This is a genomic window from Novosphingobium sp. Chol11, from assembly GCF_945870625.1.
Lineage (GTDB): Bacteria > Pseudomonadota > Alphaproteobacteria > Sphingomonadales > Sphingomonadaceae > Novosphingobium.
Genome location: NZ_CAMBTS010000001.1, coordinates 1 through 22,670 on the forward strand (window position 1 = coordinate 1; position 22,670 = coordinate 22,670).

Consider the following 22,670-nt stretch of genomic DNA (forward strand, 5'->3'; position numbering starts at 1 on the left):
CGGGATCTTTTCGGTGCCAGTGCCCGATGCCATGCGCAATGGCGGGGCACACGAAATAACCGTGGTTTTGGCGGATTGTGGCGTAATCTTGCCAGGCGGGCAGCTGACCGTAATGGAAGGGCAGATTGTCCGCCCTCGCTCTGGAATTATGACGATGTTGGGACGATGAGAGTTCTGGTCACTGGTGGTTGCGGCTTCATCGGCGCCAACCTTGTCCCACGGCTTACGGCTGCAGGCTGGCAGGTTCGTGTGCTGGACAACGAGATCATGGGGCACCGCGACCATCTCGGCGACTTTGCTGGGGAGTTCATCGCCGGCGACATCCGCGATCCCGCTGCTCTAGACGTCGCGCTTGATGGGGTCGATGTGGTGGTTCACCTCGCGGCGGACACCCGCGTGATCGAATCGATTGCCGATCCGGCGTTTAACTTCGATGTCAACGTGGTCGGTAGCTTTCGCCTGATGGAGGCGATGCGCGCGCGCGGCATCCGCCGTCTGGTCAATGCTTCGACCGGCGGAGCGATCATCGGCGATGCCACGCCGCCGGTCCACGAAGCCATGGTGCCTAATCCGATCGCGCCCTATGGCGCGACCAAGCTGGCCGTGGAGGGACTGTGCTCTGCATGGTCCGGCAGCTATGGCTTTTCGGCGCTGTCGCTGCGCTTCGCCAATGTTTATGGCCCGAGATCATTCCACAAGGGCAGCGTTGTCGCTGCGTTTTTCCGCCGCATCGCCGACGGGTTGCCGCTGATCGTCCATGGGGACGGCGAACAGGTGCGCGATTTCGTGTTCGTCGATGATCTATGCGATGGCATCATGCGCGGCATTGATTACGAGCGGTCAGGCGTGCTCCAGCTGGGCTCTGGGGTGCCTGTTTCCGTCAATGCGCTGATTGCGGAGATGCGCTCGGTTGTTGCACCGCAAGTGATCGAGGTCGAGTATCTCCCCGCGCGAACGGGCGAGATCGAACGCACCTGGTGCGATGTTTCGCGGGCGAGGGCTGCGCTTGGCTATGCCCCCGACACGTCGTTGGCGAGCGGACTTGCCCAGACCTGGGCATGGTTCCAGACGCGGCGCGCGGGCAACTAACTGCGGCATCGGCCCTGCTGCCGAACGCTTCGTTCAGGAGCAGCGTTCGCCCCATTTTGTAACAGCCCGCTCCAAACCATGTCGCAACCGTGTCATATTGAGCAATTAGCGGCCTCGGGACAGGCTCATCACTTTCCCGAGGGACAAACATGCTTCTTTTTATCGACGAACCACGCAACATCAAAATCGTCCGTCAGCCTCCTGAAGGCGGTGTGCGTGAGCCGCTGTGCAAAGTTAAGAAGCAGCAACTGGCGATTTCTGATGAAATGGCTGGTCTCCTCAAGGAAGAGGAGGTCGTTGAGATCGAAGCCGCTTTCAATCTGCTGGCCGAAGGCGAAGCCGCGCGGATCAAGCTGGCCGTAGCGTCGTTTCCCGCCACAATCCGTGAAGTTCTCGGATACTACAAGGATGGGGCCAATCCCATGGAGCAGCGCTGGATTCTGGGGGCCTTGCTTGAAGGCTTGCGCCTGATCAGGCGCCACGATCGCGAAACCGGCATTTGATTTCTGCCTTGTCCGCACGGGCGGAAGCCCTGCGGACGCGGTACGCCCCCAACCACGATCTTTAGGGTAAGAACATGGAAACTGTCATCGTGCTTGGTGGCGACGGATTTTGTGGCTGGCCGACAGCTTTGCACCTGTCGAACCTTGGCTACGATGTTGTTATCGTTGATAATCTTTCTCGCCGTAAGATCGACATCGATCTGGAAGCCGGCTCGCTGACCCCGATCAGCACAATCGGTGTGCGGCTGGCTGCATGGCGCGAAGTTACCGGGCTCACGATCCGGTTTGCGAACCTGACGGTTGGCACGGACTATGACCAGTTGCTCGATCTTATCCGCCGCGAGCGGCCGCGCGCGATTGTTCATTTTGCAGAGCAGCGCGCCGCGCCTTATTCGATGAAGGGCACCCGCGAACGCCGGTACACCGTCAATAACAATTTGAATGCCACCCACGATGTCTTGTCGGCCATCATTGACAGCGGGCTTGATATCCACCTCGTGCATCTCGGGACGATGGGTGTCTATGGTTATGGTACCGCCGGAATGTCGATCCCCGAAGGCTATCTGCCGGTCACGATCAACACTCCCGAAGGCGCCAAGGAAATCGAGATACTGTATCCGGCGCATCCGGGCAGCATCTATCACATGACCAAATCGCAGGACGCTCTGTTCTTCTGGTACTACAACCGCAATTACAAGACGCGCATTACCGATCTGCATCAAGGCATCGTGTGGGGCACCCAGACTGATGAGACCAGCCTGGACGAACGGCTGATCAACCGCTTCGATTACGATGGCGACTACGGCACGGTGCTCAATCGGTTCCTGATGCAGGCAGCGATTGGCCACCCGATGACCGTCCACGGAACTGGCGGACAGACGCGCGCCTTCATCCATATTCGCGACACTGTGCGCTGCATCGAACTGGCGATCGCCAATCCGCCGCTGCGCGGTGAGCGGGTCGCCATCATGAATCAGATGACCGAAACGCACCGGCTGATCGATCTGGCGCGGATGATCGAACAGATGACCGGAGCGCCGTACCAGTTGGTCCCCAATCCGCGCGTCGAAGCCGCCGAGAATGAACTCACGGTTTGCAACGAGCGGTTTTTGAAGTTAGGATTGCACCCTACCCGTTTGCACGAGGGCTTGGCTGCGGAAGTGACCGACATCGCTCGGCGCTATGCCGATCGTTGCAATCGAGACAAGATTCCTTGCGTTTCGCAATGGACCGGGCCGCATCCTGAAACCCGTACCGATTTGCGAGCCGATGCTGCGAACGTTGTCCGCAGCGAAGGGCATTCTGCCGTGGTAAACCTGATGCTGGTCAGCAATGACGAGTCGGCGCGGATGCCATCTGCGATGTGATTAAGGTCTGGCGTAAGTTGGCTAGAATTGGTTTTGGGGCGGCTAGCAGCCGGGTTGGAACTTAAGAGGGAGTAAAGACATGTTGGCGGGCGGCGAAACAGGCGATGAACAGAACCGCAACGACGGGCAGGCTCAGCCGGGCGACGGTGTGTCACAGGCTGCTGCGCGATCGTTGCAGGACCTGATGGCTCGTTTGCCGGCAGCCCGCGCCGAGGGCCGGGCCGCTTCGCGCGATTCAGCCCCTGTCGATGCGCCGCTGCGCACGAACCGCGAGTACAACGGTCTGGATATTGCCGAGCCTGAAGTAGCTACCACCACAGCAGCGGGTGCCCCACCTGAAAAGTCGGTTGCTGCCGAGAATGATGCTCCCTTCATTTTGCGCCCGTCAGGCGACCAGCCAGCAGCTCCCCCCCGCGTATCCGGACCTTCGCTTCCTGGCCGGACGGCGCGGCGTTCGACTGGACGGCTGATCTGGTTCGTGATTGCCTTTATCGCTCCGGTCCTGCTGGGCGGGTTGTACATCTTCTTCGTGCTGCCCGATCAGTACGTCACCGAATTCCGGTTCTCGGTGCGTGTACCGGTGGGCAATCCGGCGGCAGCGCCGAAATCGAACGGGGGCGCAGCTCTTTCGGCGCTTTTCGGCGGCAACCCAACGCCAGGTGCCGACTTGCTGGATAACTTCACCGTTGCTGATTACGTCCGCAGCCCGCAGGCGGCGCGTGATGTCAACGCTAAGGTCAATCTTAAGGCGATGTACAGCAAGCCGTCCGACTCATTTACGCGTTTGGACGAAAATTCGAGTCAGGAGCAGTTGGGCCGGTACTGGAAGGGAATGGTGTATTCCGATTATGACGTTACAACCGGACTAGCAGTTGTCCGCATTAAGGCCTATGCACCCCAAGATAGTCTGAACATCGCGAACACGCTACTTGCCTTGTCAAATCAATTGGTCAACGATATCGGAAATCAGTCTCAGTCAGATACGGTAAGATTCGCGAAGGAGCAATTCACTGGAGCCAACCAGCATGTGATCGATCTTCAGCGCCAGATCGCTGGTTTGGCGCGGGGCGGCACAGACAGTCCATCGATTGGTGTTATTCAGGCCAACACGCAAGTTGCGACAACCACGCGGGCCAACATGTCGCTTATCCAATCACAACTGGACGTTCTGCAGGGACAATTGCTTAATCCCAATGCTCCGCAGATTGTGTTTCTGCGCCGGCAGCTTGCTGCCAACCAGCGTGCACTTGCCGAAGCCGTCAGCACTGCCAATACGATCTCCACAAACAATTTTCAGGTCTTGACTGCCCAACTTGCCAACGCCAACGGAGATCTTTCCGATGCACAGGAGGCATTAACCAACGCGCAGTCCGCTGCTGCGTCACAGCGGCTTTACTTGACTACCTACGTCCGTCCGACGCTGCCGGAAAGCCCGATCGCTCCCGATCGCTGGCTTAGCCTGCTGTTGCTGGTGGTTGCGGCGGGCATGGTGTGGACGGTCGGCTTGCTGGTCCGCAATTCCATTTTGGAGCATGGGCTATGACCCAGACTTACCCCAACGGCCCCATCTATGATGCGGGACGGCTGCGGTTGGCGCTGGGCAACCAGTTCAATGTGCTATCGGCGTTGCTGGCGCGCGAAGCGAGAATGCGCCATGGGCAGAATTTCGCGCTTGGCTATCTGGCCTCGGGGATCGAGCCACTAATCATTGTTGGCACGATCGGGCTGTTGTTTTCGGCTCTGTCGAGAACCCCGCCCTACGGGTCCAGCCTGTTGCTGTTCATCGGCACCGGCGTTTTTCCGATCTACTTGTTCATTCATGCTTCCTTGCGGCTGCGCCAGCCGTTGAACGCTGTGGCACAGCGTCAGCGGTTTCCAATCGAGCGACCGTTTGACCACATTTTGGTCCACGCGTTGCTCCATGTATTAAGCGGCACGCTGGTCGCAGTATTGTTTTTCGGCAGCCTATACCTCTTTTTCGGTGTCAATGCGGCAATCCCCGGCGAGCCGGTTACCGCGATTGTCGCGCTGCTGGTCGTGCTTTTGCTGGGGATTGCCACCGGCATCTGCAATTCGGTCATCGCGCGGATCCTGCCCGCGTGGGATTTGATATGGCCGGCGATTGCCCGCGCTTCGCTCCATTTCTCCGGACCCTATTTCGTGGCCGCCTATCTGCCGCCCGGCAGCCGCTGGTACTTCGCGCTGAACCCGGTGATTCACGGGGTCAACTGGTTCAGGCACGCGTTTTATCCGTTCTATCCCAATCAGTTGACCGATCACGCCTATATTTTGACCGTCGCAGTAGGGCTGCTGTTCCTGGGCTTGTTGCTCGAAGCCGGCACGCGCCGCCATCTTGAAGAGAAGGACTGAGCCCATGATCCGGCTCGACAATATCAGCTACGCCTATTTCCGCGGGGAGAACGTAATCGACCAAGTGTCGATCGACCTGCCATCGCACAGCCGAATGGCGGTGCTGGGCGGACCCGAAAGCGGCAAGACGACGCTGATCGGGCTGCTTTCGGGGGTGATCGACCCGACCAGAGGGCGGATCGAACGGTTTGCCCATCTGTCCTTCCCCGCTGGCTACAACCGCGCCTTTCGTTTTGCCAACACGGTTCGTCAGAACCTTGCGTTTGCTGCGCAACTCTATGGCGCCGATCCTGCCGAAGTGGTCGATTTCGTCTGCGGAATTATCGATCTGAATGGTCGGATCGACCGGCCCATGCGTGAGTTGCCGGTTGGGATGCGGCCGGTCGTCGCCTTCGCGCTGACGTATGCGCTGCCGTTCGATACGTACTTGTTCGACAATATCATCGGGCCCGGCGATCCGGCGACGCGCGATCTGTGGCGCCAATTGTTCGAGGCGCGCACGGCTACTGCGGGGGCGATCGTCGCCACCCGTCAGCCCCGCGTGGCGGAAGCTTACTGCGATTGCGCGCTGGTATTGCGCCGCGACTCACCGCCGGTCTTTTTCGAGAATCTGCGCGAGGCGATTGCTTTGTTCGAAGATGATGCCGCTGCCCAGAGGCAGCAGCCTGGTGAAGAGCAGAATCAAGCAGTTAGCGATGCTCAGTCGCCGAATGATGACAGTTTTGACACGCAGACTGTTGCCCGTGCAGCCGAGTGACCCGATTTCCCGCAGATTTCCACACCTGCCAACGAACTTGAGGCATACCGTGACAGATCATCAATCCTTGCCGACCGCCCTTTCCATCGGCCGCCTTGTGCGTGCCGGTCTTGCACCACGCTTGTTGTCCAGCGCGGTGATTCTGTCGCTCGCGGGCTGCGCAGCGATGCCTGTTGCCGGTCCGATGTCGCCGCAGATCGCCAAGGAGGCCGATAGCGAAGCTCCGCCGTTCCTGTTGGTGCAGGTCGACCGGATTACCCTCACCGCGCTGTCGCATGTTGCTGCTGAGGGGGTCATGCCACTTGCCACCCCCGAGCCGCCTCCAGTCGTCACGATCCGCGTGGGTGATACAGTCTCGGTCACCCTGTGGGAATTCGGCAGCGGCCTGCTCGGTCCGCTCGGCGTTTCCTCTTCTGTGGCCCTGGGTCTGGTCGGCGCGCAAAGCGCCACGGTGCCGGTACAGACGGTTGACCAGTCGGGCACAATTCTGGTTCCGTTTGCTGGCGAAATCCCTGCTGCGGGCCAGACCACGCGACAGGTGCAGCGGGCGATTGTCGCCGCGCTGCGCGGCAAGGCCAACCAGACTCAGGCGTTGGTGCAGGTGGTGCAGAGCACCGACAACGCGGTGACCGTAAGCGGCGACGCCAACCGGCCCGGCCGGGTGCCGCTGAATAGGACGGGGACGCGCTTGCTTGATGCAATCTCGCAGGCGGGCGGGACCACCGGCAAGGCGCGCGACATGCTGGTGCAGCTGACCCGCGGCGGGGTGGTGCGTTCGGTGCGGCTGGTTGATCTTCAGGACAACCCGCCACAAAACATCTTTTTGGTGCCCGGCGATCTGGTCACGTTGGCGCAGGAGCCTCAGACGCTGGTTGTGCTTGGCGCGACGAAACGCAACCAAGAAGTGGTATTTACAAAATCGCGGGTGACGTTGGCAGAGGCACTGGGCAACGGAGGCGGACTTTCCGATCAGATTGCCGACCCGTTCGGTGTCTACGTGCTGCGATACGAGCCGGTCGATGTGGCAAAGTCCCTGCGGACTTCGTCGTTGCCCGACTATCTAACGGCAGGTGCGCAAGTGCCTGTGGTTTACCAGATCAATTTGAAGAGCGCCGACGGGCTGCTTCTGGCGCAAAGCTTTTCGATGCGCGACCGCGATGTCGTCTTTGTCGCGACTTCGCAGACGACGCAGTTGAGCAAACTGACGCAACTATTTAATAACATCGTTTCTATAGGTAATAGCCAGACAACCCAACGCTTTACCGATTGATCTGCTTCCAAGTGGTTAAACGCGGGAACCGAGACGCGCAGCATGGAGGACTGTGAGATCAGTCGCTTTCTTGCTTGCATGGAGCGGAATGGGGCCTGCGGAGCATAGCTGCTGTTTGCTTGATTGCGACGGATCGGGCATGCGCACTTTCTACCGACTGGATTTGGCAAATAACCATGCATGATATTGTAAGAAGGAATTCGGTGATGGTGAAGCGCGATGCAGCTCAACAGACGCTGGCCGCGAAGGAACCTGTTCCCGATGCGGAGCCGATGCGCATGGTGCGGTTTAATCCAGCGTTCTCGCGGTTGCTTGGAACCATCAGCAAGACAGCCATCAAAGTGCCGTCTATGATGTCGTTGCTTGAAAAGCGCGTGTTGTTCACGCTGGCGCGCGAGCGCTACACCGGCGAAGGTGTGATCATCGACGCCGGGATATTCCTCGGTGCATCGACAGTATGCTTTGGCGATGGAATTCGGCTTAACCCGCTCGCCAAGAAAATTGGCAAACGCTGGGAGAAGCCGATCATCTCGTTCGAACGGGCGATCATCAATCCCGGCATGCCAGGATTTTTCAAGCGCAACAGCGTCGAAGGCATGGCGGAACCGGGCGAATCTTTTGCGAGCGCGTTAGAGGCCAATATCGAGCCGGTTGCCGATCTGGTTGATCTTCGGCTGGGCGATATACTTGAAACCGGGCAGGGCATCAGCAGCCCGATTGAAATTTTGTTTCTGGACGTTTTGAAGATGCCAGAGATCAGCCGGTTCGTAGCACGCAATTACTTTCCGCAGTTGATACCGGGTGTATCTATCGTGGTGCAGCAGGATTATTTTTACGAGCGCCTTCCGTTCATCAAGACCGATCAGGAGTTCTTTGCTGAATACTTCACGTTCATCGGCGAAGTATGCAGCACTGCGCTCTTCCTGTGCACGAAGGCCATTCCTGAATCTGCGATCGCCAAGCTGGAACAGGCTTTGCCCGCGCGCGAACAGGAGCGGTTGGCAAGCGTTGCCATGCAGCGGTCATGCGATCCCGCGCGCAGATACATGATGGCGCTGTCAAAGGTGCGGCTCATCAAGCAACTGTACGGCAGTGATAGCGCAGAAGAGTATCTGCAGTTTGTCAGGAAAGAATTTCCCGATCAGGTGGCATCGACGCTGCCGCGCCTCCAAGACGCGCTGTTGGCGATCGAGCGTCTATGTTCAGGTGCCGATGAATAATGCTTGTGGCCAGGTCGTGCGGTTGACGCGCGCTCTGGCAGAAGCTGACTTCGTCATGATTGACAGCGATTTCCTCAAAGGTCTTACTGCGCTGCGCCGATAGACCAACCGTGATCATCTAGAAGGCTGAGCAACGTTCTCGCTGCAGATGCTTGGCCCTTATTGTCGCCCGTCTTGCGCTTTCTCGCCCAGCGCGATCGCGGCGATCCGCTGATTCACCGCGGTCGCGCATGCGCCGCCCTGACGCGCGTAGTTACGCCAGAACATGACCCCGGCCAGCCCGTCGCGGATGATAGCCTGACGCACAAAGCGGGCGTCTTCAAGTGTCGTTCCGGCTAACTCGAAATCGATCAGCAGCCGCTTGGTATCCACCGGCCCGCCTGCTTTGACGATAGCCATTTGCGCTGCATAACTGGCGGGCAGCGAGTGTTGCGCATTGCCGCTCCACAACACCAGCGTGGTCCGGTCAAACAGCGCGACGATCCGGTGCGCATTGGCGGCGGTCACGCCGGTGAACCGCTGTTGACCGGTCGAATCTAGCGGATTGACGAGCAGGATCGCTTTTTTGCCAGCCCCGTGAACCAGACCGGCATACGAGGTCAGAAACCGCTCGGTCATCGGCGGATCGCGCCCGTCCTGCACTTCATAGTCGAGCACGATCCCGCTCGCGCGTGGGGGCAGCACGCCCGATGCCAGCACGCAGGTATCAGCCGGCGACGGGGGGGCCGCATCGGGCAATGCCTTTTCGCTGATCAGCGTGATGCCTGCTACACGGGCATAGCGCCGTGCGCGGGCATTGTTGCCCAGCAGGCTGGAAGCCTGCGCCAGAGTGCAAGCGTTGGCCCGGTCGATCGAGCTGAACGCCGATCGGTGGCGACGGTTGCCCGTCCATGATGGTTCGATGTTAAGTTTGCGGATAATCTGCCGCCCGCCAACGCCGACCAGCGGTGTCGCGGCGCGATTGGCCCAGTGATAGTACCATGTCCCGATGCCCTCAGGTGCCTCGGCCAAGCGACCCAGCTGCCCCGAAGCGGCCTCTGACAGCGGATAATGGGCATATCGCCCGCGGCTACGCGGCGGCGGAGCCTGCTGAAAGACTTCGAAGCGCAGCCGGGCATTGTCGGTCGCCGCAAAGCAGTCGGTGTTGGTCGCGAGGTCGCCTGTTTGCGGCACCGCCGTTGGCGAGAGTCCGACCATGGCAAGTGCTGCCATGCCGGTAAATCCCGGCCTTTGCATAGTTATCATTGGCCTACCTCTCTTAATGCGGACGACAATCACGATGCACGTCGCTGCGATCTTAATGCGCAAAAATGGCAGAACAAAGCCGTCGCGGATCGCTTGGCCAAACGGACCTGTCGCACGCGCCTGTCACCTGCAAAGCGAGCAGGCGATGCCGCAATCCTGCGGAGAAATGATGTCCGCATTTATCGGATCGCTCCGAATGTCGAGGCTCTTAACGTCGTTCGCGGTGCCCATATGCTGCACCGGATGGACCTGGTTAAAGTTACGCTGGAACGCAGGAGTGTCGCCGTAGCCAGAGCAAGGGACCGCTGGGCTATTCGGGCGGGACCGCATGTATGTAACATTCCTGACCCAAGGGTGAGCTAGGAGTCCTCGCTTCCATTCTGCGGAGCGTATCATGGCGATTATCGACGGTAACTCAAGCAGTCAGTCTCTGCCCGGCGGCCCCGAAGATGATGTGATCACTGGCTTTGGCGGCGATGATCAGCTGAGCGGCGGCGGCGGGAGCAATGTTTTTGCCTATCCCACGCGTCAGTTCGGCGACGACGTCATCGTCGATTTCGTTCAGGGGCAAGATCGGATAAATCTGTCAGTCCTCGGGATTGCCGACTTTGCCACGCTGCTGCCATTCATTAACGAGACTTTTGGCGATAGCGTAATTGGATTCTTCTATAACGGCGATTTTGAATCCATCACGCTTCGGGGCGTGGCGCGCAGCCAGCTGTCTGCCAGTGACTTTATCTTCAACGCTTCGACTGCGGCGCTGACGCCAGTATCAACCGCGTCAGATGACCTCCTGTTTGGCGGCAATGGCGACGATACGGTGAACGGCAGCGGGGGTGACGACACGCTCGTTGGCGGCGCTGGTAGCGATACGCTGAACGGCGGTGCAGGTTTCGACAGACTGATCGGCGGGAGCGGGAGCGACGTCTTCGCGTACACGGTGCGGCAATTTGACGCGGATGTGATCACCGATTTCGTGCAGGGTGTCGACCGGATCAATCTGGTGGCACTCGGCATTGCCGATCTTGCGACGCTCGCGCCGTTCATTTCGCAGAACGGGGCCGACAGCGTGATTTCCTTGGTCTTCGGCGGCGAGAACGAAACGATCACGGTCAAGGGCGTTCTGCCCAGCCAACTCGCCGCGAACGATTTCATCTTCAACACTTCGGCGACCGCATTGACGCCTGGATCTTCTGGATTCGAAGATTTGCTGTTTGGCGGCAATGGCGCGGATTCGTTGAGCGGCGGAAATGGCGACGACACGCTGATTGGCGCCAATGGTAACGATACGCTGACCGGCGGGCAAGGGGACGACAAACTCATCGGCGGTGCGGACAGCGACACGCTGATCGGCGGGACCGGCCTGGATACGCTGACCGGCGGCGCTGGAAACGACATTTTCAACTACAATGCGCGAAGATTCGACGACGACGTGATCACCGATTTCGTCCAAGGCGAAGACCGGATCAATCTCTCGGCTTTTGGCATTGCAGACCTTGCCACCTTGTTACCGTTCATGTTTGCCATGGGCGCAGACACAGTGATCCAGTTTTACTACGAAGATCTGTCTGAATCCATCACAATTACTGGCGTGCTGCCAAGCGAGCTGACTGCGGCCGACTTCATCTTCAGAACCTCGAGTGCGGCTTTGGCACCGGGAGCAACCGCATCGACAGACTATTTGTTCGGCGGCCTCGGTGCCGATACGCTGAACGGCGGGCTGGGTGACGATACGCTGAGCGGCGGTAGCGGCAGCGACACATTGATCGGCGGCGCGGGTCGGGATTTTCTGATTGGCGGCGCGGGCGCGGATATCTTTCGAGGAACTGCCGCTGAGATGAACGGTGATATCATCGGTGACATGGCTGTCGGCGACAGAATAACCTTCTCCGGCGTCAGCGCGCCTGGCAGCACGCCGTTCACGTATTCATTGAGCGGCATTACGCTTACCTACACCGGCGGCACGCTCTTGTTCGATAGCTCGCTCGCGGGCTTTCGTCTCGTGGCGACCGCCAATGCGGCCGAAAACGGCTTCGATCTCTCGCTTCAAGCGGAGAGCCCTCCTGTCATCAGCTCTGACGGCGGCGGCGCAGAGGCGACCCGCTCGGTTGCGGAAAACACGGCGGCGGTGACCACCGTGCAGGCTGCCGATCCCGATGCGGGCACCACGCTGACCTATGCCATCGCTGGCGGCGCAGATGCGGCGCGGTTCCAGATCAACGCTACGACCGGCGCGCTGTCGTTCCGATCGGCGCCAAACTTCGAGGCCCCGACCGACGTGGGCGCGAACAATGTCTATGATGTCATCGTCAGCGCCAGCGACGGTACCTTGGCCGATACGCAGGCCATTGCCGTGACGGTGACGAATGTGAACGAAACCATCAGAAGCGTTCGCAATGACTTTAACGGCGATGGCCGCAGCGATCTGCTCTGGCGCAACAGCAACGGCCAGCTTTCGAGCTGGCTCGGCAGCGCGAACGGTGCGCTCATCGATAATGGCGCAGTGGTCAACCAGCTCGTGCCTACCGCTTGGCGGATTCAGGGAACGGCTGACTTTAACGGCGATGGCCGTGCCGATATCCTGTGGCGCAATGTCAATGGTCAGCTTTCAAGCTGGCTGGGCAACCCCAATGGCGGGTTCATCGACAACGGCAGCGTGGTCAATCAGTTCGTGCCGACGGCGTGGAAGATCGCGGGCACCGGCGATTTCAACGGGGACGGGCGCGCCGATATCGTTTGGCGCAACGACAATGGTCAGCTCAGCCAATGGCTCGGCACTGCAAACGGTGGGCTGTCGGACAACGGCGCGATTGTGAATCAGTCCGTGCCGACGGCGTGGAAGATCGCAGGCACCGGAGACTTCAACAACGACGGCTTCAGCGACGTGCTGTGGCGCAACGACAACGGGCAACTGAGCCAATGGCTGGGCAGCGCCAACGGGCGGCTGATCGACAACGGCGTGAACGTGAACCAGACTGTGCCCACGGCGTGGAAGATTGCGGGCACGGGTGATTTCAACGGCGACGGGTTCAGCGACGTGCTCTGGCGCAATGACAATGGCCGGCTGAGCGAATGGCTGGGCAGCGCGAATGGCCGCCTCATCGACAATGGTGTGGTCGTCAGTCAGCTCGTGCCGCTGGCCTGGAAGATCCAGGGCACGGGCGACTTCAACGGCGACGGCCGGGCGGATATCGCCTGGCGCAACGACAACGGTCAGCTTAGCGAATGGCTGGGGACCGCGAACGGCGGTTTCGTGGACAATGGCGCGGTGGTAAACCAGTTCGTGCCCAACGCGTGGACCATCCACATTCAGGATTATCAGCTGATCTGAGGGTTAGCCAGGGCGCGTCATACGATCGTTATGCTTATACTGCGGGCACGAAACACGGTGCTTGCTGCATCACTGTCAGCATCGCCGCGAAATCCGCGCCCAGCGGGCGGTCGTCGTCATAAGTTAGAATGACCTCGCGGATTTGGCGGCGTATGGCATCGGTGCGCGGGGCAGGGCCGGCCGCATGCGCGCCGACGTCATAAGCCTGCGCCGCGCTCAGGCATTCGATGGCCAGAATGTGAGCGCAATTGTCGAGGATGGCGAGAGCCTTGGTTGCGGCGGGGGTGGCGTGGGCGAGGAAATCTTCCTGCAGCGCTGAGGTGATCCCGCCGTCCAAGCTGGCGGGCGCGGCGAGACGGCGGTTTTCGGCAACCAGCGCGGCGGCGGTGTATTGCGCGATCATGAAGCCCGAGCAATCGCCGCCTTCTGCCGCCAGAAACGCAGGCAGGCCGCTGACCAGCGGATTGACCAGCCGGTCGATCCGGCGCTCGGCCATCATCGCAAGGTCTGCCACAGCCGTGCCGAGATTATCCATCGCCAGCGCAAGCGCAACGCCCACCGCCTGCGCGCCCATCAGCACTTGCGGCGCCTCCGGCGTGCCGCCGAGCGCGGGGTTGTCGGTCACGCTGGCCAGTTCCTGCGCGACAGCGATTTCCACGGTGCTGAGCAGATCGCGGACCGCGCCGTGGACTTGGGGGATCGTCCGCAGGCTCAGTGCATCTTGCGTGCGTGCGCCGGCGCGGCTGGCGAGCATCGGGCTGCTTGCCAGATAGGCGCGCAGCGCAGCGCCGGTGCGCGAAATGCCGGGGGAGGGGCGCAGCGCGAGAGTTTCGGCGCGGAAAACTTCGCTCTGGCTGCCGAGATTTTCGTATGTCATCGCCGCAGCCGCATCGGCCCAATCGAGCCAGTGCGCTGTCCTCTCCAGCGCGAGGCAGGCCAGCCCGGCGGCGCAGGGAGTTCCGTTGACAAGGCTGAGCCCTTCCTTTGCGCCCAGCACGAAGGGCGTGACGCCGATCCGCGCCATCGCCTCTGCGCCGCTGATGATCTCGCCGCGATGGCGGGCCGAGCCTGCGCCGATCAGCACCAGCGCGATCGCGGCGCTATGGCTGAGATAGCCGACCGAGCCGCGCGAGGGGATCAAAGGCAAGCAATCGGCGGCGAGCAGCGCGCACAGCGCCTCGACCAGTTCAATCCTGATGCCGGATGCGCCGTGCAAGAAATTGCTGATCTGCGCTGCCATGACCGCGCGTGTTTCTTCTGCGGGCAGCGGCGCGCCGACGCCGCAGGCGTGGCTGAGCACGATCTTGCGCGACAGCGACGCGCGCTTGTCACCATCCACCACCGTATCGCACAGCGCGCCGATTCCGGTATTGATGCCATAAGCCGGGATGTTGCGCCGCACGATCTCATCGAGCAGTGCGCGGCCGCTATCGAGCCGCGCTCTGGCCTTGGCCGACAGCACAGGCGCTGCGCCCCGCGCGATGGCAACGATCTCACGCCAGGTGGCCGGGCCACCGAGCACCTGCGTTGCGGGCGGGCTCTCGATCATCACGGTACGCTCCTGAAGTTTGGCCTGAAATCCAGTCCGGCTGCGACATTTGCACGTGTTGCCGCAATCGTGCAGCCCCTGCAAGGCTCGCCCGAGCGGCGCAAAAAACGTGGGGGCAGGTGGCATGCGGGATAAATGCTGATAGGGTGCCGCCATGCCCAACAAGCCTAATATCCTGATGATCATGGCGGATCAGCTATCTGCCGCCGCGCTTCCATTTCTGGGCAATTCGGCGGTGAAAGCGCCGCACCTCGCGCAACTCGCGCAAGAGGGTGTGCTGTTCCGCTCGGCCTATTGCAACAGCCCGCTCTGCGCGCCCTCGCGGTTTTCGATGCTGGCGGGCCAGCTGCCATCGCGCATCGGCGCTTATGACAATGCTTGCGAGCTCTCGGCGACAACGCCGACGATGGCGCATTGCCTGCGGCTCGGCGGCTATCGCACGATCCTCTCTGGCAAGATGCATTTTGTCGGGCCGGATCAGCTACACGGCTATGAAGAGCGGCTGACGACCGATATCTATCCCGCCGACTTTAGCTGGACGCCTGACTGGACGCGCTTCGAAGTGCGGCCGACATGGTATCATTCGATGGATTCGGTGCTGACCGCCGGTCCGACGATCCGCTCCAACCAGCTCGATTTCGATGAGGAAGTGGTTTTTACCACGCGGCGCAAGCTGTTCGATCTTGCCCGGAAGGCGGACGGCGATGAGCGGCCGTTTTTCCTGACCGCCTCGCTCACCCACCCGCACGATCCCTATGCCATTCCGCAGCGCTACTGGGACCTCTACCGCGACGATGAGATCGCGATGCCCCGCATTGCGATCCCGCTGGAAGCGCAGGATCCGCATTCGTTGCGGCTGCGCCATGTCTGCGGCAACGATCTTGATCCCGTCACCGACGCGCAAATTCGGGCGGCGCGGCGCGCCTATTACGGGGCTATCAGTTTTGTCGACGAGCAGGTCGGCTTGCTGCTTGCCGCGCTGGCCCAAAGCGGGCTGGCCGACAACACGATCATCGTGTTTTGCACCGATCACGGCGAAATGCTGGGCGAGCGCGGGCTGTGGTACAAGATGAACTTCTTTGAAGGGGCCGCGCGTATTCCGCTGATCATCAGCGCGCCGGGACGCATCGCGTCGCGGACCGTCGATGCCAGTGTGTCGCTGGTCGATCTGTTCCCCACACTTCTTGATCTGGCCGACTTGCCGCTTGATCCGGGGATGCCGCTTGATGGCCGCAGTCTCATGCCACATCTGGCGGGAAACGCAGGGCATGACGAGGTGATCGGCGAGTATCTGGGTGAAGCGGCGATCGCGCCAATTGTGATGATCCGTCGCGGCCAGTGGAAGTTCATCCATTCGCCGGTCGATCCCGATCAGCTATTCGACCTTGCAGCGGACCCTGATGAACTGAACAATTGCGCCGATCATCCGGCCTATGCGGAGACGGTTGCGGCATTGCGGGGCGAAGTCGCCGCGCGCTGGAACCTCGCCGCTATCGAATCCGATGTTCTTGCCAGCCAGCGCCGCCGTCATTTGGTGGCCGCCGCCAACGCGACCGGGAAACACCAGTCGTGGGATTGGCAACCGGTGCGCAATGCGTCGCGCGAGTATATCCGCAATCACATGGACCTCGAATTGCTCGAAGCCAACGCCCGGTTCCCGCGCGTGCGCCAGCAATGAGCGCGCACAGGCGGCCCGAAGGTGCGCGTGTTTCAGCGCTGGTGATCATCGGCATCGGCGCGGCAAGCGGCGCGGCGCATCTTGGCAACAATTTCACCACCTATCTGGTCGGCGGCCTGATCGATCGCTTCGGGTTCAGCCCTATCCAGATGGGGGCGTGGAGCATGGCGGAAACGCTGGCATATGCAGCCGCGATGTTCCTCGTCGCGCCACGCGCGCAAAGCGTCAGCGCGCGGACGCTTGGGCTCGCGGCGACGCTGCTGGTGGTGGCGGCGCAGCTTGGCTCGGTGGCAACGGGGGCCTATCCCCTGCTGCTGATCGGACGGATTGCGGCTGGGCTGGGTTTTGGCCTGATGAACAGCGCGGTCAATCTCGCTGCAGGCCAGACCGCTCATCCGGCGCGCGCGATCTCAGCAGGAATCGCGTTTCAGACCGTCCTGTTTGCAGCGGTCAACATCGGCTTGCCCATGCTGGGCGTGCACTACGGCGTGGAGGGCATGTTTGCGGGGCTGGCCGGCCTTTCCGCCGTGCTCGGGCTGGGCACGTTCCTGCTGCCGGGCCGGCGCAGCGATCCTGCGGACTCTGCCAGCGCCCAAACGCCAGTGCAGGCACTAGGCGCCGAGGGCTGGCGCATCCTCGCGGCGATGGCGCTATTTGCCTTCGGCAGCCTCGCGATCTGGCCGTTCATGGAGCGGGCGGCGCACGGCATCGGCCTTTCGGCGACGATGTTTGGCCAGTATCAGAGCGCGGCGACCATCCTCAGCGCGTGCGGCAACATGGCGCTGTTTGCGCTGGCCGCCCGGCTGTCTCGCGCGCGTCCGCTGGCGCTGGCGCTGGGCACTTGCGGTATGGCTTGCGCGCTGATGACCACCGTGTCGAGCGCGCTTGCCTTTGCCGGGGCGCTGATCCTTTACAATGTCAGCTGGTTCATCACCTATCCGCTGCTGCTCGGCCTTGCCTATTCGATCGAGCCATCGGGCAGGCTGGCGCTGATGACAACCGGTACTTGGCTGCTGTTTCAGTCGTTCGGATCGCTCGGCGCAGGCGTCATCGGGCAAGTGTTTGGCGGTTATGGGCCGGTCGGTCCGATGGGGCTAGGGGCATGTCTGCTCGCGATTCTGACCGTCTGGCCAGTGGCGCGGCGACTGGATGGAGCGCACGGCGATCTCGCCGCAGGTCAGCCCGTCACTGTTCTCCATTAGCCGCGATAGCGTTCCTTGGCGTCGCCCAGGGCTTCGCTAAGCGGGCCGAGCCAGGCCTCGTAATTCTTCCACTGATCGAGCCCGTCGCGGAAGATCGGCTGGCGAACTTGCTCGGAGCTCGGCGTGCGCACGCTGCGCTTGCTCTGGTGAAAATTGATGCAGGCATCCTCGAACGGCAGGCTGCAATGATCGAGGATGCGGCGCACGCTCCCTTCGAGATCGTCGACCACATCCTCATGCTGCACTCGCAGCACGCGGCCGGGCAGGACATTGTCCCAATGTTCCATCAGTTCTAGGTAGGTGCGATAATACCGCGCGATGTCTTCGATCCCGTAGGTGAATTCCTGCCCTTGCGCGAACAACTGCTTGAAGTTGCTGAAGCAGCAGGACATCGGATCGCGCCGCGCATCGATGATCCGCGCGTTCGGCAGGATCAGGTGCATCAGGCCGACATGCCTGAAATTGTTCGGCATTTTATCAATGAAGTAAGGGCGTCCTAGGGCCCTGTTGGGCATCGTGTCGGCAATGTATTGCTCGCCGAAGCGGCGGATTGCCGCCGCATCCAGCTGCGGCAACACAGCGGGGTAGCGCGGATCGTCGAAATTGAGCTCGCGGCCCTGCAATTCGTGAACGATACGCTGGATATCCGGCAATTCCTGCGTGCCTTCGACCATGCTGTGCGAGGCAAGAATCTGTTCTATCAGCGTCGAGCCCGAACGCGGCAAGCCGAGCACGAAGATCGGCGACGGGTCGTCAAGCCCCCAGCCGGTCCGCTCCGCAAAAAGCGCAGCCGTGCATACGCGCTTTTGCTCGCGGGTGTTGGTTTCGAACACGGTGGAGATGTAGCCGTTGCTGGCCCGGTGCAAGGTGTTGCCCTGCTCATAAGCAGTCCATGATCCGGCATAGTCGCCCGTATCCTCAAGTGCTTTGCCCAAGGCGAAGGCGATATGGACGCGGTCGACCTCGGCAATGGCGGGCGCATCAAGCTGCTGGCGCATGACCGCGATGGATGCGGGCGAAAAGCGATAGGTTTTGAGGTTAGCGAGGCTCCACCACGCGTCGCCGAAATCGGGGCGGTCGTCCGTCGCCGCCAGATAGGCGCTGATGGCTTCGTCTGTTCGGCCAACGGTTTTGAGGGCGTGGCCGAGCCAGAGGTTGAGATCGGCGCGGCGAACCCGCAATTCGGGCGCGTCCCCGGGGATTTCGCGCAGCATCTCCCGATATACCGGGATCACCCCCTCGAAGTCGCCGAGCCCGACCTGGATCGTCGCGGCTTGCGTGCGGTTGGCATGGTTTGCGGGGTCGCGCTTCAACAGCGGCTCAAGCGCTTCGCGCGCCTGCGGGAACTTGTGCCGGGCGATCAGCACCTGCACATATTCGTGGCGCGCCTCATGATGGTCGGGCACCATGGCCACCACGCCGGCATAGAGTGTTTCGGCATCGTCGAGCACATTGCGCTTTTGGCCGATCTGGCCGAGCAGGCGCATGGCCTCCGGGTGATCGCCGGCCTCGAGCAGGAACCGCCGGATCAGCATCTCGGCTGCATCGATCTCGCCGTCGCCGTGGAGCACTTTGGCGTGAACGATCGGTTGCGGTAGGCTGGCAAGATGGGCGACATGGCGCTCGGCAATGGCAGCACTCGCGGTGTCGCCCGTCATCCGGTAAAGCCCATCAAGCATCCGCCAGCCCATCGCGAGTGCTGGATTGAGCATCACCGCCGTGCGCAAGTCGCCTATCGCAGCGGGCGCATCACGCCGCGCGACGTGGCATAGCCCGCGCTCGAGGAACATCTGGCTGAAATTGGGATGGTGCCTTGCAAGCCGCTCCAATGCTTCAAGCGCTGGGTCAGTCTGCTTCATCATGCGCAGCGCGTGGGCTTCGATGAGCAGAAGATCGCGGTTCGCAGGATCGGCCGCGAGCAACCGCTTCGCGCCCGCCAAAGCGCCCGGAAAGTCACCGCTGGCCTGAAGCGCGTGAAGCGCCTTGATGTCTGCCTCTGGCGAAGCGTTTGTTCGGTGTGCAACCGAGGGTTTGTCAGAATGAGGCAGGCTTGCTTGCGTGGCCATTACGGACTTTCCTCTCGGCAATCGCCGCGCGCCCATCCAACGCGCGGTGCCGACATAAAGTAAAGGGGCGGCGCTTGCGGCGCCACCCCTTCTTGTTCAGCATTCAGCAGGGGATCAGAGACGAGCGCCGATCTTGATGCCGTAGGTGAGCGGACGGACGACCGTCGAAGTCTTGATGTACTGAGCTGAGTTGGTGAACGTCGAAGCTTGGCTGTTGAACACGTTGTCACCGAACAGCGTCACGGTCCAGTTGTCACGCGTGAAACCGACCTGAATATCGGCGATAGCGTAACCTGGCATTCTGTAACGCAGCACTGTCGTGGCTGGAACGATAATGCCATTCGGGCCGAGAACGTTGCCGTTGCCCGGAAGGTTGCCATCCGGGTAGGTTGCCGGCTGGTTGAACATCGCGCCGGTGTAATTCACGCCAGCGCCGATGAAGTAGCCCATTCCAGCTGCGCCCTCCCATTCGTAGCGGGCGCGGATGTTACCCTGAAACTTCGGGCTGAACGGCGTGATGCCGCCAACATTGCCGAAGGGGCTCTGGACCGTCCTTGGGGTCGGGTTGCCTTGGCCGTCAAAGCCGCCAAAGGATTCGGTGATGCAGTTACCGAAGGACGTCGACGTCGGGTTGTTGGAGATGAAGCAAGGGGCGTTTGCCTGCCTGCTGTCGTTGTAGCTGCCTGAGCTCTGGATCGTTAGCCCGTCGATCGGGCGAGCAACAATCTGGAACTCGATGCCCTTGATGTCATAGGTCGGACCGTTGGTGGCAAACGCAGTGTTGCCGAAACCTGCCGCCGGATTGAAGAAGCCGACTTGGGTATTTTTCCACTGCATGATGTAGCCCGACAAGTTGAGCGTCACCTTGCGATCGAACAAGTCGGTTTTCAGGCCGATTTCCCAGTTGGTCAGGTCGTCTGGGGAATAGGCGGCCGGGACCAGCAACTGGAAGTTCCTGCCATTCCCGCTGTTGACCGTGCTGCCTTGGCCAGCCGCGTTAAGAAACGGCAACCTTGGATCCTGAACGCGCGCCGAAGGCCCGCGGTTGAAGGCACCCGGACGGAAACCCTGGCTGAACGTGGCATAGACCAAGGTGCCCGGCTGCGGCTTCCAGGTAATGGTGCCTTTGCTGCGGAAGCCGCTGTACGATGAATTGAGGCCAAACGCATCAAGGTTACTGCCCGTTGCGCAGACCGGCGCCTGATAGCAAGCCGACGTAAACGACGAGTAGACCGAACCGCGCTGATAGTTGTCATAGTGATAGTAGCGCGTGCCGCCGGTGATGGTCAGATTATCGAAAATATCGAAATCGACCGACGCGAAGCCAGCATACTGCTTGAAGCCGCGCGTAATGTCCTGACCGAAAGCGACCCCCGGGCCGCGAGGACCGGGAACGATGAGCGTGGCATTGGGATTAGGCGCGACGAGCGCGAGGCAAACTGTGCCCGCAGCGCGGATCTGAGCAGCTGTGAGGTTCTGATCGCAGCCAGGGATGGTCTTGTAGGACCAATCCATGTTGTCCTCGATCGAGAACGATTCGTAGAACCCGCCGACGATGGCCCGGATGCGACCGGTGTCAGGCGTCGAGATGCGGAACTCGTGGGTCTCGTGCGTGTTCTTGACCTTGTCCAACCAATAGCTGTTTGGCTCGTAGCAATAAGGTGCAGCGCCAGCACCGAAGTAGTAGTTCGCACCGCCGGTGCACTGATAGAAGATACCATAAGTCGCGCGGGCGTAGTTGGTGTAATCGCCCTGCTGCGTGATGTTGCGGCTCAGATAGGCACCGGTGTAAATGACCTTGAAATCGCCGATCTTGCCGTTGAGCGTCCAGGCAGTGTTGTAATACTCGTCCTTGCTGAACTGCGGCGAAAACAGGGTCGACGACAGGCCCGTCAACGGAGCGTAATCGAACGTATAAGTCTGTACCGCAAATGTGCCCTTGGTGTTGAGGCTCTGGTAAGCTTGGCTGACCAGTACATCCCAATCCGGCGCTACTTGCCAGGCAAGCGAAACGCGGCCACCCGCGTAATCTACCGGGTTGAAGTTATCTTCGACCAGTGCGGAGTTGTCGTACTGACCGCCACGGCTCTGCTGGGCGGGCGTAAGCTGATTATTGTTGCCCTGGTAGGCCAGGTAGTAGGAGCCAAGATCGGTCGGCCGACGTGTGAAGGTCGAGAACTTGTTGTCGATATAACCGCCGCGGTGGTCGGCATAGACAACCGCACGGATCGCCAGCTTGTCTTCCAGCAGCGGGAGGTTGATCATGGCATTGAATGCGCCATTGACCGCGCCGCCAGCAGTGCCGCCGAAGCTGCCTTCGATTGCGCCTTCGAACTTCGAAAGCTTTGGCTTGTTGGTGATGTAACGCACCACACCGGCCTGCGCGCCGCCGCCGAACAGCGTTCCTTGCGGACCTTCAAGAACTTCGATGCGCTCGATGTCAGCCACATAAACGTCTGCGTTGCGGGCCGGGAACTGCATCGACTGGTCGTCAAGATACAGCGCAACGTTCGGAAAGCCGCTGATCGATGCCGAAGACTGCTGGCCCGCAAAGCCCGCCGAGAGGCCGCGCATGAAGATAGCGCCATTGCCCGGGCCGTTGTTGCCGAAGGTCACGTTCGGCGTGTACTTGATGAATTCGTTGAACGTGGTGACGTTCAGCTTGCTCAGCGTGTTGCCCGAGAAAGCCTGGATCGTCAGCGGAACATCCTGAACGCTTTCGTTGCGGCGCTGCGCCGTCACGATAATGTCGTCGGAACCCGACGCTGGGGCTGCTTCTTCAGCTGCAGACTGCGGCGCGTCGGCGGCCCAAGCAGGAGCGGCAAGCGCGGCACTGCTGAACACAGCGGCCACGGCGCACGATATCAGAAACTGCGATTTCATTGTATCCCCCATTTTTGCATCTGCAAAGCAGACCCTCATCTGTGGCATCTAGTCAGCTTGAAAGACCAAATGCATATCCAAAATTGTTATCTCGCCATCCCATCTTTGTCTATGCTGCAGCACACCATAAGGGACTGCAC

General features: G+C 60.8%; 15 protein-coding genes. 11 read left to right on the forward strand and 4 right to left on the reverse strand.

What is annotated here, in order from left to right:
* Positions 1-165 precede the first annotated feature (165 nt).
* The 8 genes from Q0O40_RS00005 (at position 166) to Q0O40_RS00040 (ending at position 8,576) form a co-directional block, all read left to right on the forward strand.
* Positions 166-1,089: an SDR family NAD(P)-dependent oxidoreductase gene (locus Q0O40_RS00005; RefSeq protein WP_295524614.1), complete on the forward strand. Its 924-nt coding sequence runs from the start codon at positions 166-168 to the stop codon at positions 1,087-1,089.
* Positions 1,090-1,238: 149 nt separating this feature from the next.
* Entirely contained in the window at positions 1,239-1,592 is a 354-nt protein-coding gene (locus Q0O40_RS00010; protein WP_295524617.1) for a hypothetical protein, read from the forward strand.
* A 74-nt stretch (positions 1,593-1,666) separates the two neighbouring features.
* On the forward strand, positions 1,667-2,959 hold the full coding sequence (locus Q0O40_RS00015; RefSeq protein ID WP_295524620.1) for an NAD-dependent epimerase/dehydratase family protein: 1,293 nt from the start codon (positions 1,667-1,669) through the stop codon (positions 2,957-2,959).
* A 79-nt stretch (positions 2,960-3,038) separates the two neighbouring features.
* The gene (locus tag Q0O40_RS00020) at positions 3,039-4,502 is read left to right on the forward strand and encodes a hypothetical protein (RefSeq protein ID WP_295524622.1); all 1,464 of its coding nucleotides are present in this window, start codon (positions 3,039-3,041) and stop codon (positions 4,500-4,502) included.
* On the forward strand, positions 4,499-5,329 hold the full coding sequence (locus Q0O40_RS00025; RefSeq protein ID WP_295524625.1) for an ABC transporter permease: 831 nt from the start codon (positions 4,499-4,501) through the stop codon (positions 5,327-5,329). The genes Q0O40_RS00020 and Q0O40_RS00025 overlap by 4 nt, the downstream gene beginning before the upstream one ends.
* A 4-nt stretch (positions 5,330-5,333) precedes the next feature.
* Entirely contained in the window at positions 5,334-6,086 is a 753-nt protein-coding gene (locus tag Q0O40_RS00030) for an ATP-binding cassette domain-containing protein (RefSeq protein ID WP_295524627.1), read from the forward strand.
* 67 nt (positions 6,087-6,153) lie between these two features.
* Positions 6,154-7,356 (forward strand): polysaccharide biosynthesis/export family protein, encoded by a 1,203-nt coding sequence (locus tag Q0O40_RS00035; protein WP_295524630.1) that lies wholly within the window; start codon positions 6,154-6,156, stop codon positions 7,354-7,356.
* A gap of 206 nt (positions 7,357-7,562) precedes the next feature.
* Positions 7,563-8,576: a hypothetical protein gene (locus Q0O40_RS00040; RefSeq protein WP_295524632.1), complete on the forward strand. Its 1,014-nt coding sequence runs from the start codon at positions 7,563-7,565 to the stop codon at positions 8,574-8,576.
* Positions 8,577-8,735: 159 nt separating this feature from the next.
* On the opposite strand, the gene Q0O40_RS00045 is transcribed toward Q0O40_RS00040, so the two are convergent.
* Positions 8,736-9,788, reverse strand: coding sequence for a hypothetical protein (locus tag Q0O40_RS00045; protein ID WP_295524635.1), 1,053 nt, complete (start codon positions 9,786-9,788; stop codon positions 8,736-8,738).
* Between the two features lie 427 nt (positions 9,789-10,215).
* Between Q0O40_RS00045 and Q0O40_RS00050 the strand changes: the two genes are divergently transcribed.
* A complete protein-coding gene (locus tag Q0O40_RS00050) occupies positions 10,216-13,152 on the forward strand; it encodes an FG-GAP-like repeat-containing protein (protein ID WP_295524638.1) in 2,937 nt (978 codons plus the stop codon).
* A gap of 34 nt (positions 13,153-13,186) precedes the next feature.
* Here Q0O40_RS00050 and hutH read toward each other — a convergent pair whose 3' ends face one another.
* Positions 13,187-14,701, reverse strand: coding sequence for a histidine ammonia-lyase (gene hutH / locus Q0O40_RS00055; protein WP_295524640.1), 1,515 nt, complete (start codon positions 14,699-14,701; stop codon positions 13,187-13,189).
* A 154-nt stretch (positions 14,702-14,855) separates the two neighbouring features.
* On the opposite strand from hutH, the gene betC reads away from it, so the two are divergent.
* Together betC and Q0O40_RS00065 are read left to right on the forward strand one after the other, a co-directional pair.
* Entirely contained in the window at positions 14,856-16,379 is a 1,524-nt protein-coding gene (betC, locus tag Q0O40_RS00060; protein WP_295524642.1) for a choline-sulfatase, read from the forward strand.
* A complete protein-coding gene (locus Q0O40_RS00065; RefSeq protein ID WP_295524645.1) occupies positions 16,376-17,581 on the forward strand; it encodes an MFS transporter in 1,206 nt (401 codons plus the stop codon). The genes betC and Q0O40_RS00065 overlap by 4 nt, the downstream gene beginning before the upstream one ends.
* On the opposite strand, the gene Q0O40_RS00070 is transcribed toward Q0O40_RS00065, so the two are convergent.
* Both Q0O40_RS00070 and Q0O40_RS00075 read right to left on the reverse strand, forming a co-directional pair.
* Positions 17,578-19,647, reverse strand: a complete 2,070-nt coding sequence (locus Q0O40_RS00070) for a tetratricopeptide repeat-containing sulfotransferase family protein (RefSeq protein ID WP_295524647.1) — start codon at positions 19,645-19,647, stop codon at positions 17,578-17,580. The genes Q0O40_RS00065 and Q0O40_RS00070 overlap by 4 nt on opposite strands.
* Positions 19,648-19,761: 114 nt before the next feature.
* On the reverse strand, positions 19,762-22,530 hold the full coding sequence (locus Q0O40_RS00075; protein WP_295524648.1) for a TonB-dependent receptor: 2,769 nt from the start codon (positions 22,528-22,530) through the stop codon (positions 19,762-19,764).
* Positions 22,531-22,670 lie beyond the last annotated feature (140 nt).

What these genes read in the sequence shown, in the direction of transcription:
- Q0O40_RS00005 (WP_295524614.1), top strand. Translation starts at nt 166, where the DNA reads ATGAGAGTTCTGGTCACTGGTGGTTGCGGCTTCATCGGCGCCAACCTT.
- Q0O40_RS00010 (WP_295524617.1), top strand. Translation starts at nt 1,239, where the DNA reads ATGCTTCTTTTTATCGACGAACCACGCAACATCAAAATCGTCCGTCAG.
- Q0O40_RS00015 (WP_295524620.1), top strand. Translation starts at nt 1,667, where the DNA reads ATGGAAACTGTCATCGTGCTTGGTGGCGACGGATTTTGTGGCTGGCCG.
- Q0O40_RS00020 (WP_295524622.1), top strand. Translation starts at nt 3,039, where the DNA reads ATGTTGGCGGGCGGCGAAACAGGCGATGAACAGAACCGCAACGACGGG.
- Q0O40_RS00025 (WP_295524625.1), top strand. Translation starts at nt 4,499, where the DNA reads ATGACCCAGACTTACCCCAACGGCCCCATCTATGATGCGGGACGGCTG.
- Q0O40_RS00030 (WP_295524627.1), top strand. Translation starts at nt 5,334, where the DNA reads ATGATCCGGCTCGACAATATCAGCTACGCCTATTTCCGCGGGGAGAAC.
- Q0O40_RS00040 (WP_295524632.1), top strand. Translation starts at nt 7,563, where the DNA reads ATGGTGAAGCGCGATGCAGCTCAACAGACGCTGGCCGCGAAGGAACCT.
- Q0O40_RS00045 (WP_295524635.1), bottom strand. Translation starts at nt 9,788, where the DNA reads ATGGCAGCACTTGCCATGGTCGGACTCTCGCCAACGGCGGTGCCGCAA.
- Q0O40_RS00050 (WP_295524638.1), top strand. Translation starts at nt 10,216, where the DNA reads ATGGCGATTATCGACGGTAACTCAAGCAGTCAGTCTCTGCCCGGCGGC.
- hutH (WP_295524640.1), bottom strand. Translation starts at nt 14,701, where the DNA reads ATGATCGAGAGCCCGCCCGCAACGCAGGTGCTCGGTGGCCCGGCCACC.
- betC (WP_295524642.1), top strand. Translation starts at nt 14,856, where the DNA reads ATGCCCAACAAGCCTAATATCCTGATGATCATGGCGGATCAGCTATCT.
- Q0O40_RS00065 (WP_295524645.1), top strand. Translation starts at nt 16,376, where the DNA reads ATGAGCGCGCACAGGCGGCCCGAAGGTGCGCGTGTTTCAGCGCTGGTG.
- Q0O40_RS00070 (WP_295524647.1), bottom strand. Translation starts at nt 19,647, where the DNA reads ATGGCCACGCAAGCAAGCCTGCCTCATTCTGACAAACCCTCGGTTGCA.
- Q0O40_RS00075 (WP_295524648.1), bottom strand. Translation starts at nt 22,530, where the DNA reads ATGAAATCGCAGTTTCTGATATCGTGCGCCGTGGCCGCTGTGTTCAGC.